This is a genomic window from Acidovorax sp. 1608163 (genome assembly GCF_003669015.1).
Taxonomy (GTDB): Bacteria; Pseudomonadota; Gammaproteobacteria; order Burkholderiales; family Burkholderiaceae_C; genus Acidovorax.
Window position 1 is genome coordinate 2,054,702 of the sequence record NZ_CP033069.1, and the last position, 25,092, is coordinate 2,079,793.

The window sequence follows — 25,092 nt, forward strand, 5'->3', positions numbered from 1 at the left end:
AGGCTGGCGAAAAATGGCTGCGAGCCTGCTGAAACCCAGTCGTCGCAGCCCGCAGCAGGCCAGTTGGAGGGATGGAATGAGCCATCTTGGGCCGCGACATACAAGGAGTCCCCATGACAACCCGAAAGCTGGCGCGCCTTGCGGCACTGGCAATGTCCACTCTGGCCCTTACGGCGTATGCCGATGACAAGAAGAGCGTGACACCCGCCGAGATGAACTACCAGGCAGGCTCGTCCCCTTTGGCCAATCAGCCGATGTACCAAAGCACAAACCCTGCCGCGCCCAAAATGACGCAGGCCGAGTTTGACCGTGCTCGCCAAACTTACTTTGAGCGTTGCGCTGGCTGCCATGGCGTGCTGCGCAAGGGCGCCACCGGCAAGCCCCTGACGCCCGATGTGACGCTGCCCAAGGGCACGGATTACCTCAAGGTGTTCATCGCCTATGGCTCGCCCGCTGGCATGCCCAACTGGCAGACTTCGGGTGAGATGAGCGAGTCCGATGTGGACATGATGGCCCGCTACATCCAGCAAGACCCCCCTATGCCTCCCGAGTGGAGCATGGCGGACATGAAGAAGACCTGGAAGGTGCTGGTGCCGCCGAAGGACCGCCCAACCAAGAAGATGAACGACTACAACATCGCCAACATCTTCTCGACCACGCTGCGTGACGCGGGCGAAGTGGCGCTGATCGATGGCGACACCAAGCAGATCATCAACATCATCAAGACCGGCTACGCGGTGCACATCTCGCGCACCTCGGCATCGGGCCGCTACCTGTTCGTGATCGGCCGCGATGGCCGCGTGAACATGATCGATTTGTGGATGGCCAAGCCTGACAACGTCGCTGAAATCCGCATTGGCCTGGAAGCCCGTTCGGTGGACACCTCCAAGTACAAGGGCAAGGAGGGCGACTTCACCGACAAGCTGGCCATTGCTGGCGCCTACTGGCCCCCTCAGTTCGTCATCATGAATGGCGACACGCTGGAGCCCATGAAGATCGTCTCGACCCGTGGCATGACCGTGGACACGCAGGAATACCACCCCGAGCCCCGCGTGGCTTCGATCGTGGCCTCGCACTTCAAGCCTGAGTTCATCGTGAACGTTAAGGAAACCGGCAAGACCCTGATGGTGGACTACAAGGATGTGGACGCCCTCAAGATCACCGAACTGGGCTCTGCCCGTTACCTGCACGACGGTGGCTGGGACTCGAGCAAGCGCTACTTCATGGTGGCTGCCAACAACAGCAACAAGATTGGCGTGGTAGATGCCAAGGAAGGCAAGCTGCAGGCGCTGGTGGATGTGGGCAAGACACCGCACCCCGGCCGTGGCGCCAACTTTGTGCACCCCAAGTTCGGTCCTGTGTGGTCCACAGGTCACTTGGGTGACGAGACCATCTCGCTGATCGGCACCGACCCCAAGAAGCATGCCCAGTATGCGTTCAAGGAAGTGGCCAAGATCAAGGGCCCAGGCGGCGGTGCGCTGTTCATCAAGAGCCACCCCAAGTCGCAGCACTTGTACTCGGACGCTCCACTCAATCCTGATCCAAAGATCTCGCAGTCGGTGGTGGTGTACGACATCAAGAACCTGGACAAGGGCTACACCGTGCTGCCGATCGCCGAGTGGGCGGGTCTGCCAGACGATGGCGGCGCCAAGCGCGTGGTGCAGCCGGAGTTCAACAAGGCGGGCGACGAGGTGTGGTTTGCTGTCTGGTCTGCCAAGGACAAGCAATCGGCCCTGGTGGTGGTGGACGACAAGACCCTCAAGCTCAAGGCTGTGATCAAGGACCCACGCCTGATCACCCCTACGGGTCACTTCAACATCAACAACACGCAGCACGACGTGTATTGATGGCCCAAGCCACTGTGCGGCTTGCCCGCACGGTGTGCAGAAGTATCAGGGCCCTGGCGTGAAAGCCAGGGCACAAAAAAACACCGCAGGGTATCAAGCCCTGCGGTGTTTTTTTATGGGACAGGGCCAGGTCTTCTACGCCTGCAGTGCAGGCGCAGGGCCTTACTTGGTGCCGAAGATGCGGTCGCCCGCGTCACCCAGGCCCGGCAAGATGTAGCCGTGGTCGTTGAGTTCGCGGTCGATAGCGGCGGTGAAGATCGGCACATCGGGGTGTGCCTTTTGCAGCGTGGCCACGCCCTCAGGGGCGGCCAGCAGGCACACGAACTTGATGGAGCGGGGCTTGAGCTGCTTGAGCCGGTCCACGCAGGCGGCGGCCGAATTGCCGGTGGCCAGCATGGGGTCGACCACGATGATGTCGCGCTCTTCCATCTCGGAGGGCATCTTGAAGTAGTACTCGACCGGCTGCAGCGTCTTGGGGTCGCGGTACAGGCCGATGTGGCCCACGCGGGCACCGGGCACCACGTTGAGCATGCCGTCCAAAAAGCCGTTGCCTGCGCGCAGGATGGAGACGAGCACCAGCTTCTTGCCGTCGATCATCTTGCCCGTCATGGTCTCCAGTGGTGTTTCGATCTGCACATCTTGCAGCGGCATGTCGCGGGTCACCTCGTAGGCCATCAGCGTGGACAGCTCGCCCAGCAGGCGCCGGAAGCTGTTGGTGCTGGCGTCTTTCTTGCGCATGAGCGTGAGCTTGTGCTGGACGAGGGGGTGGGTGATGACGGTGACGTTGCTCATGAGAAAACTTGTATTAGCGTGAAAAGGGCACAAAGGTGCAGCCCGTATTTTCTACCATTGGGTAAAACCCGCGGCTTTGACTTGCGGCACGGATCGGGGTGGGGTCAATCGGCCAGAAAGCGGGCGTAGCGGGCCAGGTCCACATTGCCGCCGCTGATGAGCACGCCCACACGCTTGCCGCGCACATCCACACTGCCGTTGCACACCCCAGCAAAGGCGAGGGCGCCCGTGGGCTCCACCACCATCTTCATGCGCTCTGCAAAAAAGCGCAGGGCCTGCACCAGTTGCTCGTCGGTGGCGGTGACCATGTCTTCCACACCCTTGGCAATGATGGGGAAGGTGAGCTGTCCCAGGGCCTGTGTTTGCGCGCCGTCGGCAATGGTGTGGGGTGTGGCAATCTGCACGATGTGTCCGGCTTTGAACGACTGCTGCCCGTCGTTGCCCGCCTCGGGCTCCACGCCCACCAAGCGGCATTGCGGGGCCACGGCCTGCGCGGCCAGCGTGCTGCCAGCCAGCAGGCCGCCACCGCCCACGCAGACGAACAGGTAGTCCAGGTCGGGCACCTCGTGCAGCAGTTCCAGGGCGGCAGTGCCTTGCCCGGCGATGACGTGGGGGTGGTCAAACGGTGGCACCAGGGTCATGCCGCGCTCTTGCGCCAGGCGCTGGCTGATGGCTTCGCGGTCTTCGGTGTAGCGGTTGTAGGTCACCACCTGCGCGCCGTATTCGCGGGTGGCGGCCATTTTGGCGGCGGGTGCGTCTTCGGGCATGACGATGACGGCAGGCATGTCCAGCAGCCGGGCCGAAAGGGCGATGGCCTGGGCGTGGTTGCCTGCAGAAAACGCCAGCACGCCGCGCTCGCGCTGCTCGGGCGTGAACTGCTGCAGCGTGTTGTACGCCCCGCGAAACTTGAAGGCGCCGGTGCGCTGCAGGTTCTCGCACTTGAAGAAAATATGTGCCCCGGTGCTCTCGTCCGCACTGGTAGAGCGCAGCACTGGCGTGCGGTGGGCAATGCCCTGCAGCCGCTGGGCGGCTGCGGTGATGTCATCAAAGGTGGGCACAGGCAAGCGGGTCATGGTCATGAAAGGGGGCCTCCGCGCGAGCGGCTGGCCCGCGCACGACAAAACGCTGCAAACACTGTGCATCATAGGCATTGCACCAACTGCGTGCAAAAAATGGGTTCTGGCGCCCGCAAACAGGGCGCAAGCAGCTATGAAATTTGAAGTCCTTCAAAGGACTGCTGGTTATACTGCAGACCTCCTTTTCCCCCCATGGGTCCTATTCTTATGCAACAGTCTCGACGCATCTTTGCCCTGGGCTTTGGCCTGGTCGCCTCGCTTGGTTTTACCGTGGGGGCTTTGGCCCAAGGCACCCCGGCGCGGGAACTTACTGTCGCTTCCAGCGCCACTTACGCGCCCTTTGCGTTCGAAAACAAAGACAAGCAGATCGTCGGTTTCGACATCGACATCATCAACGCCATTGCCAAGCAGCAAGGGCTCAAGATCAAGGTCATCAACACCCCCTGGAGCGGCATTTTTGCGGCCCTGAACAATGGCGATGTGGACCTGGTGATCTCCGGCGTCACCATCAACGACAAGCGCCGCCAAAGCTACGACTTTTCCAACCCGTACTTCGCGGCGCACCAGCTGATTGCCGTGCCCAAGAGCAGCACGGTGGCCACCCTCAAGGACCTGAACGGCAAGAAAATTGCCGTGGTGAATGCCTCGACGGCCGACGATGTGGCCTCGCGCGAGTTCGGCAAGACCAGCCCCAACATCCGCCGCTTTGAAAGCACCCCGCTCATCATCTCCGAGCTGGCAGGTGGCGGCGTGGATGCCGCCATTGGCGACAACGGCGTGATTGCCTACCGCGTGAGCCAGAACCCCGCCCTCAAGACGGTGGAAGACCCCAGCTTTCCCGAAGAGGGCTTTGGCATTGTGGTGAAGAAGGGCGACAAGCCCCTGCAAGACAAGCTCAATGCCGGTCTGGCCGCCATCCGTGCCGATGGCAGCTATGGCGAAATCTACAAGAAGTGGTTTGCCAAGGAATACAAGGCCCGCTGATCGCTGCCTATGGGTTTGCCATGCACTGCGGCCGCGTTTGCGGCCGTTTTTGCTGGGGGCCTGAGGGAGCTCCTGGTGGGGCGCAACGCTATTTGCTACTGCTATTGATTGGGAGGGGTGATGGAACCTGAACTGTGGTTTGGCTGGTTCCGGCCGGACATTCTGGTGGAGTACCGTGAGCTGTTTTGGCGCGGCGCGCTGATGACGCTGGGCATGACGGTGGTGTGTGTGCTGCTGGGCGGTACCTGGGGCCTGTTGCTGGCGCTGGCCCGGCTGGCCCAGGCACGTCATGCGCCGTGGAACTGGGTGTGCCGCTTCTTGCTGCGCTGGCCCTCGACGGTGTATGTGAGCTTTTTCCGGGGCACGCCGCTGTTTGTGCAAATTTTGCTGATGCACTTTGCGGTGATGCCGCTGTTCATCCACCCCGTGTCAGGGCTGCTGATTGATGGCGAGCTGGCGCGCACGCTCAAGCAAGAGCATGGGGCGCTGATCTCGGGCATTGCAGCGCTCACGCTCAACTCGGCCGCCTACATCTCAGAGGTGTTCCGCGCGGGCATTCAGTCCATCTCCAAGGGGCAGTTTGATGCCGGGCGCTCGCTGGGCTTCACGCCCATGCAGGTGATGCGCTATGTGGTGCTGCCGCAAGCCTTTAGGCGCATGCTGCCGCCGCTGGGCAACAACATGATTGCGCTGCTCAAGGATACGTCGCTGGTGTCAGCCATCGGCCTGGCCGAAATGGCCTACGCCGCACGCACGGTGGCGGGGGCTTATGCGCGGTATTGGGAGCCGTACCTGGCCATTTCATTGGCCTACTGGCTCATGACGCTGGCGCTGACCACCGCCTTGCGGCGGCTGGAATACCACCTGGCGCGCAGCGATCGCAGCTAGTTTGACTTATTAACCCGCCGAATCGCTGAACCGCTGCAGTGGCGTGAGCGCAGGGAAGTTGCCCGCGCGCTTTTGCTTCATGGCGGTAACGGATTCGCGCACATGCTGGTTGCTCCAGATCGCGCCCTGCAGCCAGCCCATCTGGCGCAGGCTGTCTTCCACCGAATGGTCGCGGGCGTAGTGGATGGCCTGCTTGGTGCCCCAGATGGCCACGGGTGGCTTGCTGGCAATCTCTTGCGCGCACTGAAGGGCTGCGGCCACCATGGCCTCTTGCGTGTCAAACACTTCGTTGACCAGGCCATACCCCTGGGCCTTGGCCGCACCCAGGCGGCGGCCGGTGTAGGCCAGCTCTTTCGCCACGCCCAGCGGGATGAGTTTGGGCAGGCGTTGCAGCGTGCCCACGTCGGCCACCATGCCGATGTTGATCTCCTGGATGCAGAAGAACGCATCCTGCGTGGCGTAGCGGATGCAGGCGGCTGTCACCATGTCCACCGCGCCGCCGATGCAGCCGCCGTGGATTGCCGCAATGACGGGAATGCGCAGGTTCTCCAGCCGCGTGAAGGTGGCCTGCATGTCGGTCAGCAGGTCAAAAATGGCGGCGCGGCCCTCGGGGCTTTGGTCGTCCATGGTGATGGCGCCGCCAAAGGTTTCGAGCGCCATGCCCGCACTGAAGTGTTTGCCCGTGCTGCTGATGACCAGCGCCCGTGCCTCGCCCGCCTGGTGCAGGTGGGCCAGCACCGCGTCCAGCTCGCGCCAGAAGGTGGGGTGCATGGTGTTCAGGGCCTCTGGCTTGTTCAAAACCAAGTGAGCCACCTGCGCGGTGGTGCTGAGGGTAAAGCAGGTGAGGGCGGTGATGTCGGTGTTCATGGCCTGACACTCTAGGGCGCCCGCCCGTTGCTGTTCGTCGCCTGGGCGACTTTGGGTTAAATTGGCCTCTAGCGCTTGAAATGAAAGCGCTGGAAGCTATTGTTTTAATAGCGATTTGCGATTTGCGATTTGCGATTTGCGATTTGCGATTTGCGATTTGCGATTGGTGCTGGGCTGTCACGGGTGCCCGCTAGGGATGTCCTGCATAACCCTCGCGAGGCGGTGGTAGTGCGGGTCGGGATGGGCCACAAGGCATCTTTTTGCAGCCAATAGCGTGCTATTGGCAAGAAAAGCAACGCAGTGGATCGCCCGAAGCCGTGCTATCACAGTCCGCAGGGAGTTATGCAGGACATCCCTAGGGCTTACCCGGCGTGGACTCAATCGCCGCCCCCGCCGCAGCCACCTCCACAGCCACCCCCGTCGCCGCCGCCATCGCCTCCTCCACCCCCTGCGCCGTCCGAGCTGTCGGCCCCGCCAAAGTCGCCCGAGCTACCGCTGTAGCTGCCGTCCGAAAAATCGGTGCCGCAGTAGGGGGAGCCGCCGCAGCCGCTGTTCGAGCTGGCCGCTGTGGTGCTCGGCGCGCCCGTCAGGCGGCAGTCGGGTACATAGTGGAACCCGTTGGGGATGGCGAACTTGGCATCCAGGGCAAACAGCAGGGGCAGGCGGCTGGGGGCCTTGGGGTCGATGGATTCTTCCTTGCAGGCCCAGAACCAGGCGCGCCGCAGGCCGTCGTTGTGCATGCCCCTGCGGCCCAGGGCTTCGGCTGGGGTGTGGTGCAAAAAGCGGCCCAGCGCATGGGTACACCACAGCTTGTAGGCCTGCGTGTGCAAGATGAATTCATGCCACAGCACATCGACCGCCTGTGAGGGCATGGCCACAAACTGGCGGCTGCGCAGGCAGGCGAGAAAGAACTGCCGCAGGCCCCGTTCGACCAGCTCGCCATCCTTGGCGCTCAACTGCGGGTAGGCCTCGCGCAGTTTGCGCTGCAAAAAGCGGGGCAAGGGGGCTTCGCGGATGTAGCGCTCACGCGCTGCTGTGGTTCGCTGGATGCACAGCGCGGTTATCGCCACGGTGGCAATGAAATACAAGACCCAGTACCAGTGAGGGCGCCACAGGCCTGCGGCCACCCCGACAAAGCCCAGTATCCAGCCCACGATGGCGGCGAACATGGGCAGCTGGCCCCAGCGCAGCAGTGCGATTTCGGTTTTTGTCATCGATCCTCCTTTGTTGTTGTTTTTGTTGGGATCGATTCAACGCCTGTTTTGTGACGAATTGGTGACTGTCATATGGAAGTCACAGGTCTCCTGGTGGTGCGCTGCCCAAAGATTGGGTGGGCTGTAGCGCTGGGGATACACCGGGCAGCGCCTGCGCTGGCAACCGCCCGGGTTTTGCTGTGCACCGGCTTTGAGCGAAATCAGCGCCGCTTGCCACTGCCGCCAAAAATGCTGCCCAGCACGCCGCGCAAAATCTCCTTGCCCAGCGTGGTGCCCATGGTGCGCACGGCAGACTTGGCCATGGTCTGGGCCAGGCCATCGCGTTTGCCACCGCGTGGGCCGGTGGTGCCAAACAGCACGTCGTTGAGCCCGCCCAGCAGCCCTCCGCCCGCATCGGCTGGTGCTGCTGGGGTGCCAGGGCTGGATGTGCCATTGGTGCCGTTGGTGCCCGTTGCAGGCGCCTGCGTTGTGGCTTCGTCGGTGCGGCCTTTGAGCTTTTCGTAGGCCGATTCACGGTCGATGGCCTTTTCATACACGCCTGCCACCAGGGATTGCGCCAAGAGCGCCTGGCGCTGCGGTGGGGTGATGGGGCCCAACTGGCTGGCCGGGGGAAGCACAAACACACGCTCGGTCACGCTGGGGCGGCCCTTGGCGTCCAGAAAGCTCACCAGCGCCTCGCCCACGGCCAGCTCGGTGATGGCGGTTTCAATGTCCAGCCCGGGTTTTTGCCGCATGGTGGTGGCCGTGGCCTTCACGGCCTTTTGGTCGCGGGGGGTGAAGGCGCGCAGCGCGTGCTGCACGCGGTTGCCCAGCTGCGCCAGCACGCTGTCGGGGATATCGAGCGGGTTCTGCGTGACGAAATACACGCCCACGCCCTTGGAGCGCACCAGGCGCACCACCAGCTCAATGCGCTCAATGAGCACTTTGGGCGCTTCGTTGAACAGCAAGTGGGCTTCGTCGAAGAAGAACACCAGTTTGGGCTGCTCGGGGTCGCCGATTTCGGGCAATTGCTCAAACAACTCAGACAGCATCCACAACAAAAACGTGGCATACAGGCGCGGCGCATTCATGAGCTTGTCGGCCGCCAGGATGTTGATGACGCCATGCCCATCCACGGTCTGCATGAAATCCTGGATGTTGAGCATGGGCTCGCCAAAGAACTGCGTGCCGCCTTGCTGCTCGATCTGCAGCAGCCCGCGCTGGATGGCCCCCACGCTGGCGGAGCTGACGTTGCCATACTCGGTGGTGAAGTCCTTGGCGTTGTCGCCCACATACTGCAGCATGGCCCGCAAGTCCTTGAGGTCCAGCAGCAGCAGGCCGTTGTCGTCGGCAATCTTGAACACCAGGTTGAGCACGCCCAACTGGGTTTCGTTCAGGTTGAGCATGCGGCCCAGCAGCAGCGGACCCATGTCGGAGATGGTGGCGCGCACCGGGTGGCCTTGCTCGCCAAACACATCCCACAGCGTGGTTGGGCAGGCCTGGGGCGCTGGCAAGTCCAGCCCGCGCTCTTTGAGCACGCCTGCCAGCTTGTCGCCGATCTTGCCGGGCTGGCTGGCACCGGTGAGGTCGCCTTTCACGTCGGCCATGAACACCGGCACGCCGATGCGGGAAAAATTCTCGGCCAGGGTTTGCAGGGTCACCGTCTTGCCGGTGCCCGTGGCGCCGGTGATGAGCCCGTGGCGGTTGGCCAGCCCTGGCAGCAGGTGGCATTCGGTGTCGGCGTGCTTGGCAATCAGCATGGGGTCGGCCATTTGGGGTTTCCTCGGGGTACGGTCTAGGAGCCTGTCGGACTTGGAAATCGTCGGCTGTAAATCGACCGCAGCGGTCCATTTTTCACCGTCTTTTTGCCCCATAGCTGGGCTATGAGGCTGCAAATCCGGCAAAAACTGTCCTCGCTGGGGCCGATTTTCGCTTTCGACGCTCCAAGTCCGGCAGGCTCCTCGCAAAAAGTAAAATCAGCAGGCTAGATTAAATCAATACAAAAGGATCTCTCGTGGCAGGACACAGTAAATGGGCGAATATCCAGCACCGTAAGGGGCGCCAGGATGAAAAACGCGGCAAGATCTGGACCCGCATCATTCGTGAAATCACTGTGGCGGCCCGTGCCGGTGGCGGCGATCTGTCTGCCAACCCCCGCCTGCGCCTGGCGGTGGACAAGGCCAAGGCGGCCAACATGCCCGCCGACCGCATCAAATACAACATCGACAAGGCCACGGGCAACGCCGAAGGCCTGACCTACGAAGAAATCCGCTACGAAGGCTATGGCATTGGTGGCGCCGCCATCATGATCGACACCATGACCGACAACCGTGTGCGCACCGTGGCTGAAGTGCGCCACGCGTTCAGCAAGCACGGTGGCAATATGGGCACCGAGGGCTCGGTGGTGTTCCAGTTCAAGCACTGTGGTCAGCTGATTTTTGCCCCCGGCACCAGCGAAGACAAGGTGATGGAAGTGGCCCTGGAGGCGGGCGCGGAGGACGTGGTGACCGATGACGACGGCGCGGTAGAAGTGCTGACGGCCCCAGCCGACTTCGAAGCGGTGAAGAACGCCCTGGAGGCCGCAGGCCTGACGCCTGAGGTGGCCAGTGTGACCATGCGGCCTGAGAACACGATTGAGCTGACGGGCGACGATGCCGCCAAGATGCAAAAGCTGCTGGACGTGCTGGAAGACCTGGACGATACGCAAGAGGTTTATCACAACGCGGCTCTGTGAAGCTCCCCCTGAGGCGCTTCGCGCCTTCCCCCTCTCTCGCTGCGCTTCGCTTGCGGGAGGGGACGCCACCAGCGCACGGAGCGTTAGCGACACGGGAGTGTCTTGGCGGCCCTTGCGCGGTGGCACTGGCCTTGGCCGCGTCAGTTGCATCCTCCTGTTTGCGATGCGCGGTTCAGTGAATATCTGAGATTAATCCGGAATTTTGGCGGTCGGCAATAGTGCGTTGCAGCGCCAGGATTTCACTAAAGGTTCCTATGAAAGTACTTGTGATTGGTGGCGGCGGCCGTGAACACGCAATGGCCTGGAAACTGAGCCAGTCGCCCAAGGTGACGAAGGTGTACGTGGCCCCGGGTAATGGCGGCACGGCTTTGAACCCCAAGCTCGAAAACGTGGCCCTGACAGATGTGCGCGAGCTGCGCCAGTGGGCCCAGGCCGAGAAGATCGCCCTGACGGTGGTGGGCCCCGAGGCACCGCTGGCCGCTGGTGTGGTGGACGAGTTCCGCGCCAATGGCATGCGTATTTTTGGCCCCACCAAGGCGGCGGCGCAACTGGAAAGCTCCAAGGCTTTCTCTAAGGCGTTCATGCGCCGCCACGGCATTCCTACGGCCGACTACGACACCTTTACCGACCCGGCCGAAGCCCACGCCTTTGTGGACCGCCTGGGCGCGCCCATCGTCATCAAGGCCGATGGCCTGGCCGCTGGCAAGGGCGTGGTGGTGGCCATGACGCTGCAAGAAGCCCACGACGCCGTGGACTTCATGCTGGTGGACAACAAGTACGGCGTGGCGCACAACGAGGGCGGTGCGCGCGTGGTGATTGAAGCGTTTTTGGAAGGCGAAGAAGCCTCCTTCATCGTGCTGTGCGATGGAAAGAACGTGGTGGCCCTGGCCACCAGCCAGGATCACAAGCGCCTCAAGGACGGCGACGAAGGCCCCAACACCGGCGGCATGGGTGCGTATTCGCCCGCGCCCGTGGTCACGGCCGATGTGCACGCCCGCGCCATGCGCGAAATCATCCTGCCCACCATCCGGGGCATGGAAAAAGACGGCATTCCCTACACCGGCTTCCTGTACGCAGGCTTGATGATCGATGCCAAGGGCCAGCCCAAGACGCTCGAATTCAACTGCCGCATGGGCGACCCAGAGACTCAGCCCATTCTGATGCGCCTGAAAAGCGACTTCAGCGATGTGATGGCCGCCGCCGCCGATGGCAAGCTTGACCAGCTGGAGCTGCAGTGGGACCGCCGCACCGCCTTGGGCGTGGTGATGGCGGCGCACGGCTATCCAGACAGCCCACGCAAGGGCGACGTGATCACCGGCGTGCCGCTGTTCAACGAGTCGGACACGGCTTTGGACCATGCCGTGGTGTTCCACGCAGGCTCCACTTTGGAAGATGGCCAGTTGAAGGTGTCTGGCGGCCGCGTGCTGTGCGTGACTGCGCTGGCCGACACGGTCAAGCAAGCGCAGCAAAAGGTGTACGAAGTGGCCAAGAACATCCAGTTCGACGGCGCGCAGTACCGCACCGACATTGGCTACCGCGCTGTGAAGTGATGCCTCTTTTGCCGCTACGGCGTCCCCCGCTCAAGGGGCGCCGCGGCGGCAGGGCTGTTTTTGCTCGGCGCCTTTGAATAGGTTCTTGTGCCTGCGCCGCGCCAGTTTGCGGGTGTGCCTGGCACCCCGCGCAACGGACCACCAAAATGCAACAACCCGGATTGAACCCCGCCACTACCGTGGCCACCGTGCGCAGCTACTTGCTGGGCCTGCAAGCGCGCATCACCGAGGCTCTGGAGGCTGTGGAAGGCGAGGGCGGGGTGCGCTTTTTGGCCGATGCCTGGAGCAAGCCACCGGGCGAGCCGCTGCAGGGCGACGGCGTCACCAAGATCATGGAAGGCGGCCGGGTGTTCGAGCGCGCAGGCTGCGGCTTCAGCCATGTGCGTGGCCCGCAACTGCCGCCCTCGGCCACGCAGCACCGGCCCGAGCTGGCGGGCGCGCCGTTCGAGGCTATGGGCGTGTCGCTGGTGTTCCATCCACGCAATCCCTATGTGCCCACGGTGCACATGAATGTGCGCATGATTGCGGCCGGCCACCCTGGCCAGGCACCGACCTGCTGGTTTGGCGGTGGTATGGACCTCACGCCGTACTACGGATTTGAGGAAGACGCCGTGCACTTTCACCGCACCTGCCGCGATGCGCTCAGCGCCTTTGGTGACGACAAGTACCCGCGCTTCAAGCAGTGGTGCGACGAATACTTCTACCTCAAGCACCGCAGCGAGCAGCGCGGTGTGGGCGGCGTGTTCTATGACGACTTTTCGGAGCTGGGCTTTGACCAGAGTCTGGCGATGACGCAGTCGGTGGGCGATGCCTTCCTCAAGGCCTACCTGCCCATCGTGGAAAAGCGCCAGGACACGCTCTATGGCGAGCGCGAGCGCGACTTCCAGCTCTATCGCCGGGGCCGTTATGTCGAGTTCAACCTGGTGTGGGACCGGGGCACGCACTTTGGCCTGCAGTCGGGCGGGCGCACCGAGTCGATCCTGCTGTCCATGCCGCCATTGGTGGCCTGGTCGTACCAGCGCCAAGCCGAGCCGGGCTCGCCCGAAGCGGCCTTGATGCAACAGTTTTTGGTGCGGCGCGACTGGCTGTAGCCAGTGCACTGCCGTGTTTTAGGGCCTGCCAATCAGGGGTCTTGAACCCCGCCACGGCCCAAAAGCTATAATTTCAATAGCTGGCAGCGCTTGATCTATAAGCGCAAGAGGCCAAAAACACCTATTAACGCCTCTGCGCCCGTGCGCAACACCCAAGGCGTAGCCCCTCTGGCTGTGCGCTGCGTTGCGCGCTATATTGATTCCACCCTTTCTACTTCTCTGCCTGATGACCACCTCCACCAAATCGGAAACCGCTGCCAAAAAAGACGTGACCAAGCTCCAGCGTGCCATCGTTGATGGCCTGGAAGACGTCAAGGCGCAAGACATCCAGGTCTTCAACACCGAGCACTTGTCGCCGCTGTTTGAGCGGGTGATCGTGGCATCGGGCACCTCCAACCGCCAGACCAAGGCGCTGGCCGCCAGCGTGCGCGACGCCGTGAAGGAAGCGGGTTTTTCCAAGCCCCGCATCGAGGGTGAAGACAACGGCGAATGGATCATCGTGGACTGCGGCTCGGCCGTGGCGCACATCATGCAGCCCACCATCCGCCAGTACTACCGCCTGGAAGAGCTGTGGGGCGAAGTGCCCGTGCGCCTGAAGCTGGGAGCGGCCAAGCCGTCTTCCACGGCTGCCGCCGATCTGGCCGATAAGAAGTCGGCCCAGAAGGCTGCCAAGTCGGATGCGAAGACTGCAGCCAAGAAGGCCCCCGCCAAAAAGGCAGCCGCTGCGCCCACCGCGCCCGCGCGCTCTGGCAAGGCCACGGTGAAGGCTGTGGCCAAGACGGCCGCTAAAACAGCAGCAAAAGCGGCACCGGCCAAAACCGCTGCCGCCAAGCCCACGGCCAAAGCCTCTTCCAAGACCACCGCTGCCAAACCTGCCAACAAGGCAGCAGGCACAACAGCCGCCAAGAAGCCCGCAGCCACCAAGGCACCGGTCAAGACCGTGGTCGTCAAACCTGTGGGCGCCAAGAAGCCTGCGGCCAAGAAGTCGCCCGCCGCTAAGGCCCCCGCACGCGCAGCGGCCAAGCCTGCAGCAAAAACCGCAGCCAAGGCCGCCCCGAAAGCTGCCGCCAAGCCCGCTGCAAAGCCCGCCGCCAAAAAGGCCCCGGCCCGCAAGGGTTGATGGGCCTGCACGCTGCGCACCCAGCGTGTCTGGGCGCGTAGCGCGCTGTCTTTTTCACGCATCCAGGTTGATCCATGAAGCTGCTGATTGTTGCCGTCGGGCAGCGGGTGCCCGATTGGGCACAAACCGCCTACGACGACTACGCCAAACGCTTTCCGCCCGAGCTCAAGGTCGAGCTCAAGGCCGTTAAAACCGAGCCACGCGGCTCCAAGACGCTGGAGACGCTGTACGCCGCAGAGCGTGAGCGCATCGAAGCCGCCATCCCACGCGGCACCCGCGTGGTGGCACTGGACGAGCGCGGTACCAACCTCACCACCAAGGCCCTGGCCGATCGGCTCAAGGGCTGGCAGCTGGGTGGCGACGACGTGGCGCTGGTCATTGGCGGGCCCGACGGGCTGGACCCAGCCTTTCGCCAGGCGGCACACGAACGCATCCGCCTGTCGGATTTGACGCTGCCCCATGCCATGGTGCGTGTGCTGCTGATTGAGCAGCTGTACCGGGCCTGGTCTGTGAACGCTGGGCACCCCTACCACCGCGAGTGAGGCGTGCGTGCTTTGCGTTGGCTCACAGATTGCTCTTGTTTTTATAGCTGCTTGCGCATGGTGAGAAAGCGCTAGAGCTGATTTTTACCTGATTAGCGACTTGCCTCAGATACCACTGCATCCGTTCGGGCTGAGCCCGTCGAAGCCAGGGCTTGCCGCGTGCGTGCAAGGCTTCGACAGGCTCAGCCCGAACGGGTGGGGACGAGAAAGCGTCTGAGGTAGGTCGCCAATCAGGGATTTTTATTCAAAATCTGTTCATGCCCGACTTCATCTACCTTGCCTCCCAAAGTCCACGCCGCCGTCAGTTGCTGGAGCAACTGGGCGTGCGCCATGAGCTGCTGTTGCCCAACGTTCAGGGCGATGTGGCTGAAGACGCCGAGGGCATCGAAGCCGTGTTGCCTGGCGAAAGCCCGGACGACTACGTCATGCGTGTCACCGGTCTCAAGCTTGATGCCGCTGTGGCCCGTTGCACCCGCCGTGGGTTGCCCTCAGCCCCCATCCTGTGCTCCGACACCACCGTGGCGCTGGGCCCCGCCATCTACGGCAAGCCCGACGATGCCGCCCATGCGGCGCGCATGCTGGCCGAGCTGTCGGGCCAGACGCACCGGGTGCTCACTGCGGTGGCCGTGCAGGCGGGGCAGGGCGGGCAAGGCGCAGTGGCCCAGCGGCTGCAGGCGTTGTCGGTGTCTGAGGTGACCTTTGCTCCGCTGACCCCGGCGCAAATCGCCGCCTATGTGGCCACGGGCGAGCCCTTGGGCAAGGCCGGGGCCTATGGCATTCAAGGCGCAGCCGCTGCCTTCATCCCTGTGCTGCATGGCAGCTATTCAGGCATCATGGGCCTGCCTATGTTTGAGACGGCCCAGCTGCTGCGCTCCATCGGTTTTGCTGTCTAAGTCCTCACTGCATTCACACCATGGCCGCCTCCATCCATCAAGACATTCTGATCAACTGGTCACCCCAGGAAACCCGCGTGGCCGTGGTGGAGCATGGCGCAGTGCAAGAGCTGCACCTAGAGCGCACGCTCGAGCGCGGGCTGGTGGGCAACGTCTACCTGGGCAAGGTCTCGCGCGTGCTGCCGGGCATGCAGTCGGCCTTTATCGACATTGGCCTGGAGCGTGCGGCCTTCTTGCATGTGGCCGATGTGTGGCACCGCCAGCCCGATGGCGAACCACCATCGTTTGCCCGAAAGACCGAGCCGCAACTGCCCATTGAAAAGCAAGTGTTCGAGGGGCAGTCGCTCATGGTGCAAGTCATCAAGGACCCCATCGGCACCAAAGGCGCGCGGCTGTCCACACAGATCAGCATCGCGGGCCGCCTGCTGGTGTTTTTGCCGCAGGACGACCATGTGGGCGTGTCGCAAAAGATTCCGCCTGCCGAGCGCGATGCCCTTCGGTCTCGCCTGCAGGCCCTGGTGGGTGACAAGTCCACGGGTGGGGGCGGTGGCTTTATCCTGCGCACCAACGGCGAAGACTCCACGGACGAAGAGTTGGCCGAAGACATTGCCTACCTGCGCAAGACCTGGGCGCGCATCAAGGAAGCCTCGCTCAAGCTGCCTGCGGGCTCGCTCTTGCACCAGGACCTGGATTTGCTGCAGCGCGTGCTGCGCGACCTCGTGGGTGATCACACGCAGACCATCCGTTTGGATTCGATGGAGCAGTTCCACCGCCTGCGTGCGTTCGGGCAAGAGTTCATGCCCGCCGCCGCAGGCAAGCTGCAGCACTACAAGGGCGAGCGGCCGATTTTTGACCTGTACTCCATCGACGAAGAAGTGGCCAAGGCCCTGGGGCGCCGCGTCGATCTGAAATCGGGCGGCTACCTGATCGTGGACCAGACCGAGGCGCTGACCACCATCGACGTGAACACCGGTGGCTACGTGGGCGCACGCAATTTCGACGACACCATCTTCAAGACCAACCTGGAGGCCGCGCAGGCCATTGCCCGCCAGCTGCGCCTGCGCAACCTGGGCGGCATCATCATCGTGGACTTCATCGACATGGTGCGCGAGGACCACCAGCAGGCCGTGCTGTCGGAGTTCAAGAAGCAGCTAGCGCGCGACCGGGTCAAGACCATGTCGTCGGGCACGTTCTCGCAACTGGGCCTGGTGGAGATGACGCGCAAGCGCACCCGCGAGTCGCTCGCCCACATGCTGTGCGAGCCCTGCGAAGCCTGCCAGGGCAAGGGCAGTGTGAAGACTGCGCGCAGCGTGTGCTACGACATCCTGCGCGAGATCTTGCGCGAAGCCCGTCAGTTCAACCCGCGCGAATTCCGCGTGGTCGCCTCGGCGCGGGTGGTGGAGCTGTTTTTGGACGAGGAAAGCCAGCACTTGGCTGGCCTCTCGGATTTCATCAAGAAGCCCATCTCGCTGCAGGCCGAGAGCGCGGTGGGGCAGGAGCAGTACGACATCGTGCTGCTGTAGCAGCCACGTTGTTCGACTGCTTGCCTCAGGCGTCGATCTGCATGGCCGGGCGTGCCTGAACCTGGGCCAGCCAGGTCTGCACATGCGGGTGCGCATTGACGGGTGCCCCCAGGTACACGCTGTAGCCCAGCACCGAGCCCACCACCAAGTCCACCAGCGAATAGTCTGCGCCGAGCATCCAGGGCTGCTTGGCCAGCCGTGCGTCCAGCAGCGCCAGCAGATCGTTCAGCCCCGCAGTGGCTGCCTTCGCATAGGCAGGGCTGCGCAGTGCCTCGTCGCCCTGCGTCGCCACATGCAGGTGCTTGAGGACCGTGCCGTAGGTCACATACGCCCAGGTGCACCATGACAAGGCCTGCAGCGCCTCGGGCGTGCCCGCAGTGGGCCACAGCCCGCGCTCGACGCCGTAGCGGTGGCCCAGCCACAGGTGGATGGCCAGGGCCTCGAACATGGGGGCGCCGTCCACCGTCAGCGTGGGCACCTTGCCGTTGGGGTTGAGGGCCAGGTACTCCGGGCGGTGCTGTGCGCCAGCGCGGATGTCGATCTTCACGCGCTCGTGGGGTACGCCCAGCTCGGCAAGGGCGCAGGCAATAGGGGTGGCACTCGACATGGGGTGCCAGTAAAGGACGATGGACATCGAAAACTCCTTGGGGTGGTGGGTAAAAGGTGGCACCACTGTAGAAGCCATTGCGGACAGTTTCGGTCCGCAATCCACCGTACAGTCGCACCATGCTGACTTCATCGACCCGGCTGCTGCGCCTGCTGTCCCTGTTGCAAACCCGCAGCCACTGGCTGGGGCCCGAACTGGCCGAGCGCCTGGAAGTGCACCCGCGCACCCTGCGGCGCGATGTGGACCGCCTGCGCCAGCTCGGCTATCCGGTGCAGGCCAGCAGTGGCGTGGCGGGCGGCTATGCCTTTCGCGCGGGGCAGGCGCTGCCCCCGTTGCTGCTCGACGACGAAGAAGCCCTGGCTGTATCGATTGCGCTGCGCACCGCCACCGCGGGCGCCGTGGTCGGCATTGAAGAGCCCGCCTTGCGCGCTCTGGTCAAGCTGGAGCAGGCCATGCCCCTGCGGCTGCGCGAACAGGTGGACGCCTTGCGCTCCACCATCCTGCCCCTGGACCGTGTCGGGCCGGTGGTGGAGGCCTCGCTGTTGGCCACGCTGGCATCGGCCTGCCGCGACCAGTTGCGGCTTGGCTTCTCGTACGAAGACGGCAAGGGGCGCGCTACCCAGCGCTCGGTGGAGCCCCAAGGCGTGGTGCACACCGGCATGCGCTGGTATCTGGTGGCGTGGGACTACGACCGTGGCGACTGGCGCACCTTTCGCATCGACCGCATGGTGGCAAAGCCCGAAGTCGGCGCGCATTTCTCGCCGCGCCCCGGGCCGGACGGCGGCGACCTCAAGGCGTACGTGTCGCGCTCCATCACCGCAGCGCCGCACCCCGACCAGGCGCAGGTGGTGCTGCATGCCCCTTATGCAGAAATGGCGCGGCGCATTCCGCAGTCGGCCGGTGTGGTCACAACGCGGGCCGATGGGCAGCAGTGCCAGCTGGCATGCGCCGCCAGCGATGCACTGGTGTTCTGGCTCATGGCGCTGGATGTGGAGTTTGAGGTGCTGGCGCCCGCGTCGCTGCAGGAGCGGCTGCGCGTGGCGGGGGAGCGGGCGTTGCGTTGCACTGGCGCGCGCAGTTCGTGAGTTGGCGTCAGGGTACGAACCGGTACCCGATACCCGCCTCAGTCCGCAAGTGCCGGGGCATGGAGGCGTTGTCCTCCACCTTCTTGCGCAGGTTGGCCATGTGTACGCGCACGTAGTGCGTGTCTTCAGCATGGCCTGGGCCCCATACGGCCTTGAGCAGCTGGGCGTGGGTGATGACGCGGTCAGGCTGGGAGGCCAGATAGGTGAGCAGCTTGTATTCGATGGGCGTGAGGTGCAGGGCCTCGCTGCCATCGCCTTCGCCATTGCTTTGCGTGCGGCGCTCCACCGTACGGCGGGCAAGGTCCACGGTGATGGGGCCGAACTGGATGACGGGTGTGGCTTCGGCGCCGGATGTCCTTTGGCTGCGCCGCAGCTGCGCGCGCACGCGGGCCATCAGCTCGCCGGAGCCAAAGGGTTTGACGAGGTAGTCGTCGGCCCCTGCGTCCAGCGCCGCGATCTTGCTGGCTTCGGCGCTGCGGGCCGAGAGCACGATGATGGGCATGGCCGACCAGGTGCGCAGGTCGCGGATCAAATCGACGCCATCCCCGTCGGGCAGCCCCAGGTCCAGCACCACCAGGTCGGGGCGGCGGGTGCCGGCTTCGATCAGGCCGCGCTGCAGGGTCGCGGCCTCGTGTACGGTGTGGCCTTCGGTCTCCAGCGTCAGGCGCACAAAGCGGCGGATATCGGCTTCGTCTTCAACGATGAGGATGTGCGTGGGCAGGTCGGTCATGGCATGGATGCAAGGGTGTCAGGCGTCGGCGTCGTCGCCCAGGTCGGTGGGCGGTGTGCCGCGTGGCAGCAGCAGCGTAAAGCGCGCCCCGGCAGCCTGGCCTTGGGCGTTCAAGATCGTATCGCCTCGGATGCTGCCACCATGCGCCTGCACGATGGCGCGGCAGATGGCCAGCCCCAGGCCGACGCCGGGCGTCGCGCTCTCGCGGGCGCCGCGCTCGAACTTTTCAAACAGCAACTCTTCGCGCCCTTTGGGCAGGCCAGGACCTTCGTCGGTGAGGGTCAGTGCCACCGCATCGCTTTGGGGCTGCGCGCTGATATGGATGGTGGTGCCTGCGGGGGTGTACTTGGCAGCGTTTTCCAGCAGGTTGACCAGCACGCGCTCCATCAGCACGGCATCGATCTGCAGCAGCGGCAGGTCGTCGGGCAGAGTCACTTCGACCCGGTGCGCAGCGATGGCCGGGGCGCTGGCGGCGAGGGCGCTGCCCACCACTTCTTCCAGCGGCTGCCAGGCCTTGTTGAGTTGTACGGCCCCGGCCTCCAGGCGGGCCATGTCCAGCAGGTTGTTGACCAGTGCGCTCATGCGCTGGGCCGATTGCTGGATGGCCCCGGTCAACTCTTGTTGATGGGCAGGCAGGGGCGGCTGCACCATGGCCAGCGATTCGGCCAGGCCGACCAGTGAGGCCAGCGGGGTGCGCAGGTCGTGCGAGATGGCCGAGAGCAGCGAGTTGCGCAGCCGCTCGGACTCGATCTGCACGGTGCTCTTTTGCGCCACGTCGATGTAGTGGATGCGTTCGAGCGAAATGGCCAGCAGCGAGGCGCAGGTCTGCAGCAGGCGGCGGGGTTCCACGCCCGGCACTTGGCTTTGCGGCATGGCCACTACCAGCACGCCACGGATGCGCATGGGCGCCTTGAGCGGCAGCACCAGCGTGGGGCTGGAGTGCAAGGTGTCCGTGCCCCGGCCAGCGGGCTCGCCGCGCTCAAACGCCCATTGCGCCACGGCCATGTCCACGGGGGCGGTGCCTCCGGGCAGCACCTGCAGGCGGTTGTCATCGTCGGCCACCACCAGCGTGCTGCCTGCGCTGAACTCCCCCGTGATAAAGCGTGCGCCAATCTCGGCCACCTGTTCGGGCAGCAGGGCGGCAGACAGGTCACGCGCCATGTCGTAGAGGCTGCGCACGCGGTGCTCGCGGTCGGTGGCGGCTTCGGCCTGTACCTTGAGCCCGGCGGTGAGCTGGCCCACCACCAGGGCCACCACGAGCATGACGGCGAAGGTGACGATGTACTGCGCGTCGCTCACCGCGAAGTTGAAGCGGGGCGGCACAAAGAAGAAGTCAAAGAACCCCACGCCCAGAAACGCCGCCATGATGGCCGGGCCGCGACCAAAACGCAGCGCCACCCCCACCACCACCAGCAAAAACAGCATGACGATGTTGGTCAGCTCCAGCACATTGGCCAGCGGGGTGGCCACGACGGCGGCAATGCAGCAGGCCAGGGCTGCGGCGATGTAGCCGGGCCAGAAGGGCGGGCGCGTGGCGGACGGGGTGGTGCTAGCGATGGGCTTGGCGTTGTCTGCCGGGGTTGTGCTGCCTGTTCGGCCCACCAGCGTGCCGACCTGCAGCAGGTCGAGGTCGCTCGCCAGTTGGCCGACCTGCTCCGCCAGTGTGGCTTGCCACGGCCAGCGGCGCGCGCTGCGGCCCATCACCACACGCACCAGGTTGTGTTCGCGCGCATAGCGCACCAGGGCCTGGGCGGGCTGGGCAGCAGGCAGCACGGCGCAGGCGGCGGCGCCCAGTTGCTGCGCGATCTTCAGCGTGCGCTCCACCTGCGGGTGCAGGGTGGCCGACTGGCCTTGCTGCTCGGGCGTTTCCACATGCACGGCGTGCCACGGCAGGTCGAGCTGGGCGGCCAGGCGGGCGCAGCTGCGCACCACTTTTTCGGCGTTGTCGCCCGTGCCCACGCAGGCCAGCAGGGCCTCGCGGTTGGGCCATACGGCCTCGGCGGTGGTGGTGCTGGCGCGGCGGTAGGCGCGCATTTCGTCGTCCACCCGGTCGGCGGTGCGGCGCAGGGCCAGCTCACGCAGGGCCAGCAGGTTGCCTTTGCGAAAGAAGTTGGCAGCGGCACGCTCGGCCTGCTGGGGCAGGTAGACCTTGCCAGCTTTGAGGCGCGCCAGCAGCTCGTCGGGCGGCAGGTCTACCACCACCACTTCGTCGGCAGCGTCAAAAAACTGGTCGGGCACCGTCTCCCACACGCGGATGCCGGTGATGCCGCTGACGATGTCGTTCAGGCTCTCCAGGTGCTGCACGTTCATGGTGGACCACACGTCGATGCCTGCGGCCAGCAGTTCTTCGGCGTCTTGCCAGCGTTTGGGGTGGCGCGATCCGGCCACGTTGCTGTGGGCCAGTTCGTCCAGCAGCACCAGGCCCTCAGAGTGCGCGGCGCCCCAGGCCAGGGCGGCGTCCAGGTCGAACTCGGGCAGGGTGCGGTCTTTGTAGGGCATGGCGCGCAGCGGCAGATGGGGCAGGTGGGCGGTCAGCGCCTCGGTGTCGGTGCGGCCATGCGTCTCGACCACGCCAATGGTGACGGGCAGGCCCTGCGCCTGTGCCGCCCGGGCGGCGGACAGCATGGCAAAGGTCTTGCCCACCCCCGCACAGGCGCCAAAAAACACCTTGAGCCGCCCGCGCTGCTGCTGGGCCTGCTCTTGCTGGATGCGCTGCAGCAGCGCGTCGGGGTCGGGGCGATCCTGCATGGGCACAGTGTATCCACCAATCTGATGTCGAATAGGCCTCAAGCGCTAGTATTAATTGCGCTGATAGCTATTTATTTGATAGCGAATCGAGTGCCAGATTCAAGGCCAAAACGTTCACACGCGGTTCACCCAGCAGGCCCAGCCAAGGGGTGTCGGTGTGCCGCTGCACCAGCGTCTCCACTTGCGCCACGGGCAGGCCCCTGGCACGGGCCACGCGTTCGCTCTGGTAGGCGGCGGCTGCCGGGCTGATGTGTGGGTCCAGCCCGCTGGCCGATGTGGTGACCAGGTCCACCGGCACGGGGCGGGTGTTGCCCGGGTCGGCAGAGCGCAGGGCGTCGATGCGGGCCTTGACGGCCTCTGCCAGCGCCGGGTTGGTGGGGCCCAGGTTGGAGCCGCCCGATGCTGCTGCGTTGTACGGCATGGGCGCCGTGGCCGAGGGGCGGCCCCAGAAGTGGCCGGGCTCGGTGAACGACTGACCGATCAGCTCGGAGCCCCGCACCTTGCCGCCCTGGGTGATGAGGCTGCCGTTGGCCTGGTGCGGGAAGGCTTTTTGTGCGACACCGGTCACGGCCAGCGGGTACAGCAGGCCGGTGACGATGGACAGCACAACGAACAGCGTGAAGGCAGGGCGCAGCAGGCCGCCTGGGTTGGTGGGCAAGTCGTCGCGGGGGATACGGATAGGCATACTTTTTCCTTTCAATGACTCTGTGATCTGTGTCTTCGGAGGGGGCTGGGCTCAGGCTAGGCCGACGGCAGCCAGCACCATGTCGATCGCCTTGATGCCGATGAACGGCACCACCACCCCTCCCAGCCCGTAGATAGCCAGGTTGCGGCGCAGCAGCGCGGCGGCACCCACGGCGCGGTAGGCCACGCCCTTCAAGGCCAGCGGGATCAGGAACACGATGACCAGGGCGTTGAAGACCACCGCCGACAAAATGGCCGAGCTGGGGCTGGCCAGCTGCATGAAGTTGAGCGCCGACAGCTGCGGGTAGGTGGTGACGAAGGCCGCCGGGATGATGGCGAAGTACTTGGCGATGTCGTTGGCGATGCTGAAGGTGGTCAGCGAGCCGCGTGTCATCAGCATCTGCTTGCCGGTCTCCACAATCTCGATGAGCTTGGTGGGGTTGCTGTCCAGGTCCACCATGTTGCCGGCCTCCTTGGCGGCCTGGGTGCCCGTATTCATGGCCACGGCCACGTCGGCCTGGGCCAGGGCGGGCGCGTCGTTGGTGCCGTCACCGGTCATGGCCACCAGCTGCCCGGCGGCCTGGTAGCTGCGGATGAGCTGCAGTTTCGCTTCGGGCGTGGCCTCGGCCAGGAAGTCGTCCACACCGGCCTCGGCGGCAATGGCGGCGGCCGTCAGGCGGTTGTCGCCGGTCACCATCACGGTCTTGATGCCCATGCGTCGCAGTTCTGCAAAGCGCTCCTTGATGCCGCCCTTGACCACGTCTTTGAGCTCCACCACACCCAGCACGTGGGCGCCGTCGGCCACCACCAGGGGCGTGCTGCCGCGGCGCGAGACGTCGTCCACCGCGGTCTGCACGGCGGTGGGGAAGCGCCCGCCCAGGGCCTCCACATGCTTGCGGATGGCGTCGGCCGCGCCCTTGCGCAGCAGGCGTGGGCCGGGCAGGTCCACCCCGCTCATGCGGGTCTGGGCGGTGAAGTGCACGAACTGCGCACCCAGGGCTTCGATGTCGCGCTCGCGCAGGTTGAACTTCTGCTTGGCCAGCACCACGATGCTGCGTCCCTCGGGCGTTTCGTCGGCCAGCGAGGCGAGCTGGGCGGCATCGGCCAGGCCCGCATCGGTCACGCCGGGGGCCGAGACGAACTGGCTGGCCTGGCGGTTGCCCAGGGTGATGGTGCCGGTCTTGTCCAGCAGCAGCACGTCCACGTCGCCCGCGGCCTCCACCGCGCGGCCCGAGGTGGCGATCACGTTGGCCTGCATCATGCGGCTCATGCCCGCCACGCCGATGGCGCTGAGCAGACCGGCGATGGTTGTGGGGATCAGGCACACCAGCAGCGCCACCAGCACCACCAGGCCCACGGGCTGGCCCTGGCCGGTGGCCGCCACGCCGAAGATGGAGAACGGCAGCAGCGTGGCCACCACGCCCAGGAACACGATGGTCAGCGCCACCAGCAGGATGGTCAGCGCGATCTCGTTGGGCGTCTTCTGGCGCTTGGCGTTCTCGACCATGGCGATCATGCGGTCGACAAAGGTCTCGCCCGGGTTCACGGCCACGCGCACCACGATCCAGTCGGACAGCACGCGGGTGCCGCCGGTCACGGCGCTGAAGTCGCCGCCCGATTCGCGGATCACCGGGGCGGATTCGCCGGTGATGGCGCTTTCGTCCACCGAGGCCACGCCGTCGATCACCTCGCCGTCGGCCGGCACGGTGTCGCCGGCCTCCACCAGCACGATGTCGCCCTTGCGCAGGTTGTCGGCTTCGAGCGGCAGCCACGTCATGTCGGTGCGCGGGGTGGTGCGGTCGAAGTGGCCCTCAAGCTTCTTGGCCCAGGTCTGCTTCTTCAGGCCGCGCAGCGACGCGGCCTGGGCCTTGCTGCGGCCCTCGGCCATGGCCTCTGCGAAGTTGGCGAACAGCACCGTGACCCACAGCCACAGGGCCACGGCGGCGGTGAAGGCCTGCGGCTGGCTGGCCGCCAGCGCGGTGGTGAAGGCGCTGCCCACATACACCACGAACATCACCGGATTGCGCCATTGCACGCGCGGGTCCAGCTTCTTGAAAGCCTCCAGCAGCGCGGGGCGTACCAGGGCGGGGTCGAACAGGGTCAATGTTGTGCGGCTCATGGCAATTTCCTTTTTTCTT

At 64.7% G+C, this 25,092-nt stretch carries 21 protein-coding genes; 11 read left to right on the plus strand and 10 right to left on the minus strand.

All coding sequences use genetic code 11. From position 1 onward, the window contains the following. Nucleotides 1-113: 113 nt before the first annotated feature. Nucleotides 114-1,847: a nitrite reductase gene (locus EAG14_RS09250; protein ID WP_099741292.1), complete on the plus strand. Its 1,734-nt coding sequence runs from the start codon at nt 114-116 to the stop codon at nt 1,845-1,847. 162 nt (nt 1,848-2,009) lie between these two features. Here the strand turns inward: EAG14_RS09250 and upp are convergent, their stop codons facing one another. Continuing rightward, nucleotides 2,010-2,639 (minus strand): uracil phosphoribosyltransferase, encoded by a 630-nt coding sequence (gene upp, locus EAG14_RS09255; RefSeq protein ID WP_099741291.1) that lies wholly within the window; start codon nt 2,637-2,639, stop codon nt 2,010-2,012. Nucleotides 2,640-2,743: 104 nt separating this feature from the next. Then, nucleotides 2,744-3,718: a threo-3-hydroxy-L-aspartate ammonia-lyase gene (locus EAG14_RS09260; RefSeq protein ID WP_099655646.1), complete on the minus strand. Its 975-nt coding sequence runs from the start codon at nt 3,716-3,718 to the stop codon at nt 2,744-2,746. 204 nt (nt 3,719-3,922) lie between these two features. Between EAG14_RS09260 and EAG14_RS09265 the strand changes: the two genes are divergently transcribed. Both EAG14_RS09265 and EAG14_RS09270 read left to right on the plus strand, forming a co-directional pair. Then, nucleotides 3,923-4,699 (plus strand): basic amino acid ABC transporter substrate-binding protein, encoded by a 777-nt coding sequence (locus EAG14_RS09265; RefSeq protein ID WP_099655645.1) that lies wholly within the window; start codon nt 3,923-3,925, stop codon nt 4,697-4,699. Between the two features lie 120 nt (nt 4,700-4,819). Next, a complete protein-coding gene (locus EAG14_RS09270; protein ID WP_162995947.1) occupies nt 4,820-5,587 on the plus strand; it encodes an amino acid ABC transporter permease in 768 nt (255 codons plus the stop codon). Nucleotides 5,588-5,596: 9 nt separating this feature from the next. Here the strand turns inward: EAG14_RS09270 and EAG14_RS09275 are convergent, their stop codons facing one another. The 3 genes from EAG14_RS09275 to EAG14_RS09285 all read right to left on the minus strand — a co-directional run bounded on the left by EAG14_RS09275 (nt 5,597) and on the right by EAG14_RS09285 (nt 9,419). Next, complete coding sequence (locus EAG14_RS09275; RefSeq protein WP_121728670.1) at nt 5,597-6,454, minus strand: enoyl-CoA hydratase-related protein; 858 nt, start codon at nt 6,452-6,454, stop codon at nt 5,597-5,599. 377 nt (nt 6,455-6,831) lie between these two features. Beyond that, complete coding sequence (locus EAG14_RS09280; RefSeq protein WP_121728671.1) at nt 6,832-7,668, minus strand: hypothetical protein; 837 nt, start codon at nt 7,666-7,668, stop codon at nt 6,832-6,834. A gap of 200 nt (nt 7,669-7,868) precedes the next feature. Next, entirely contained in the window at nt 7,869-9,419 is a 1,551-nt protein-coding gene (locus EAG14_RS09285) for a helicase HerA-like domain-containing protein (protein WP_121728672.1), read from the minus strand. 242 nt (nt 9,420-9,661) lie between these two features. On the opposite strand from EAG14_RS09285, the gene EAG14_RS09290 reads away from it, so the two are divergent. The 7 genes from EAG14_RS09290 (at nt 9,662) to rng (ending at nt 17,100) form a co-directional block, all read left to right on the plus strand. Next, nucleotides 9,662-10,381: a YebC/PmpR family DNA-binding transcriptional regulator gene (locus EAG14_RS09290; protein ID WP_099655640.1), complete on the plus strand. Its 720-nt coding sequence runs from the start codon at nt 9,662-9,664 to the stop codon at nt 10,379-10,381. A 254-nt stretch (nt 10,382-10,635) separates the two neighbouring features. Continuing rightward, on the plus strand, nt 10,636-11,931 hold the full coding sequence (gene purD / locus EAG14_RS09295; RefSeq protein WP_121455666.1) for a phosphoribosylamine--glycine ligase: 1,296 nt from the start codon (nt 10,636-10,638) through the stop codon (nt 11,929-11,931). 146 nt (nt 11,932-12,077) lie between these two features. Then, the gene (gene hemF, locus EAG14_RS09300) at nt 12,078-13,022 is read left to right on the plus strand and encodes an oxygen-dependent coproporphyrinogen oxidase (RefSeq protein WP_121728673.1); all 945 of its coding nucleotides are present in this window, start codon (nt 12,078-12,080) and stop codon (nt 13,020-13,022) included. Nucleotides 13,023-13,248: 226 nt separating this feature from the next. After that, nucleotides 13,249-14,142 carry a ribosome silencing factor gene (gene rsfS / locus EAG14_RS09305; RefSeq protein ID WP_121728674.1) on the plus strand — a complete coding sequence of 298 codons (894 nt, stop codon included), beginning with the start codon at nt 13,249-13,251 and terminating at the stop codon, nt 14,140-14,142. 74 nt (nt 14,143-14,216) lie between these two features. Then, the gene (rlmH, locus tag EAG14_RS09310; RefSeq protein ID WP_066690244.1) at nt 14,217-14,684 is read left to right on the plus strand and encodes a 23S rRNA (pseudouridine(1915)-N(3))-methyltransferase RlmH; all 468 of its coding nucleotides are present in this window, start codon (nt 14,217-14,219) and stop codon (nt 14,682-14,684) included. Nucleotides 14,685-14,941: 257 nt separating this feature from the next. Then, the gene (locus tag EAG14_RS09315; RefSeq protein WP_121728675.1) at nt 14,942-15,577 is read left to right on the plus strand and encodes a nucleoside triphosphate pyrophosphatase; all 636 of its coding nucleotides are present in this window, start codon (nt 14,942-14,944) and stop codon (nt 15,575-15,577) included. Between the two features lie 32 nt (nt 15,578-15,609). Continuing rightward, nucleotides 15,610-17,100, plus strand: a complete 1,491-nt coding sequence (gene rng, locus EAG14_RS09320) for a ribonuclease G (protein WP_121730390.1) — start codon at nt 15,610-15,612, stop codon at nt 17,098-17,100. Between the two features lie 25 nt (nt 17,101-17,125). On the opposite strand, the gene EAG14_RS09325 is transcribed toward rng, so the two are convergent. Then, a complete protein-coding gene (locus EAG14_RS09325; protein ID WP_121728676.1) occupies nt 17,126-17,734 on the minus strand; it encodes a glutathione S-transferase family protein in 609 nt (202 codons plus the stop codon). Nucleotides 17,735-17,826: 92 nt separating this feature from the next. Between EAG14_RS09325 and EAG14_RS09330 the strand changes: the two genes are divergently transcribed. Next, entirely contained in the window at nt 17,827-18,792 is a 966-nt protein-coding gene (locus EAG14_RS09330; protein WP_121728677.1) for a YafY family protein, read from the plus strand. Nucleotides 18,793-18,799: 7 nt separating this feature from the next. On the opposite strand, the gene EAG14_RS09335 is transcribed toward EAG14_RS09330, so the two are convergent. The 4 genes from EAG14_RS09335 to kdpB all read right to left on the minus strand — a co-directional run bounded on the left by EAG14_RS09335 (nt 18,800) and on the right by kdpB (nt 25,073). Next, the gene (locus EAG14_RS09335) at nt 18,800-19,522 is read right to left on the minus strand and encodes a response regulator (RefSeq protein WP_108499364.1); all 723 of its coding nucleotides are present in this window, start codon (nt 19,520-19,522) and stop codon (nt 18,800-18,802) included. Nucleotides 19,523-19,540: 18 nt separating this feature from the next. Further along, nucleotides 19,541-22,270 (minus strand): DUF4118 domain-containing protein, encoded by a 2,730-nt coding sequence (locus tag EAG14_RS09340; protein WP_121728678.1) that lies wholly within the window; start codon nt 22,268-22,270, stop codon nt 19,541-19,543. 67 nt (nt 22,271-22,337) lie between these two features. After that, nucleotides 22,338-22,955 carry a potassium-transporting ATPase subunit KdpC gene (kdpC, locus tag EAG14_RS09345; protein ID WP_121728679.1) on the minus strand — a complete coding sequence of 206 codons (618 nt, stop codon included), beginning with the start codon at nt 22,953-22,955 and terminating at the stop codon, nt 22,338-22,340. 51 nt (nt 22,956-23,006) lie between these two features. After that, nucleotides 23,007-25,073, minus strand: a complete 2,067-nt coding sequence (gene kdpB / locus EAG14_RS09350; protein WP_121728680.1) for a potassium-transporting ATPase subunit KdpB — start codon at nt 25,071-25,073, stop codon at nt 23,007-23,009. Nucleotides 25,074-25,092: the final 19 nt, after the last annotated feature.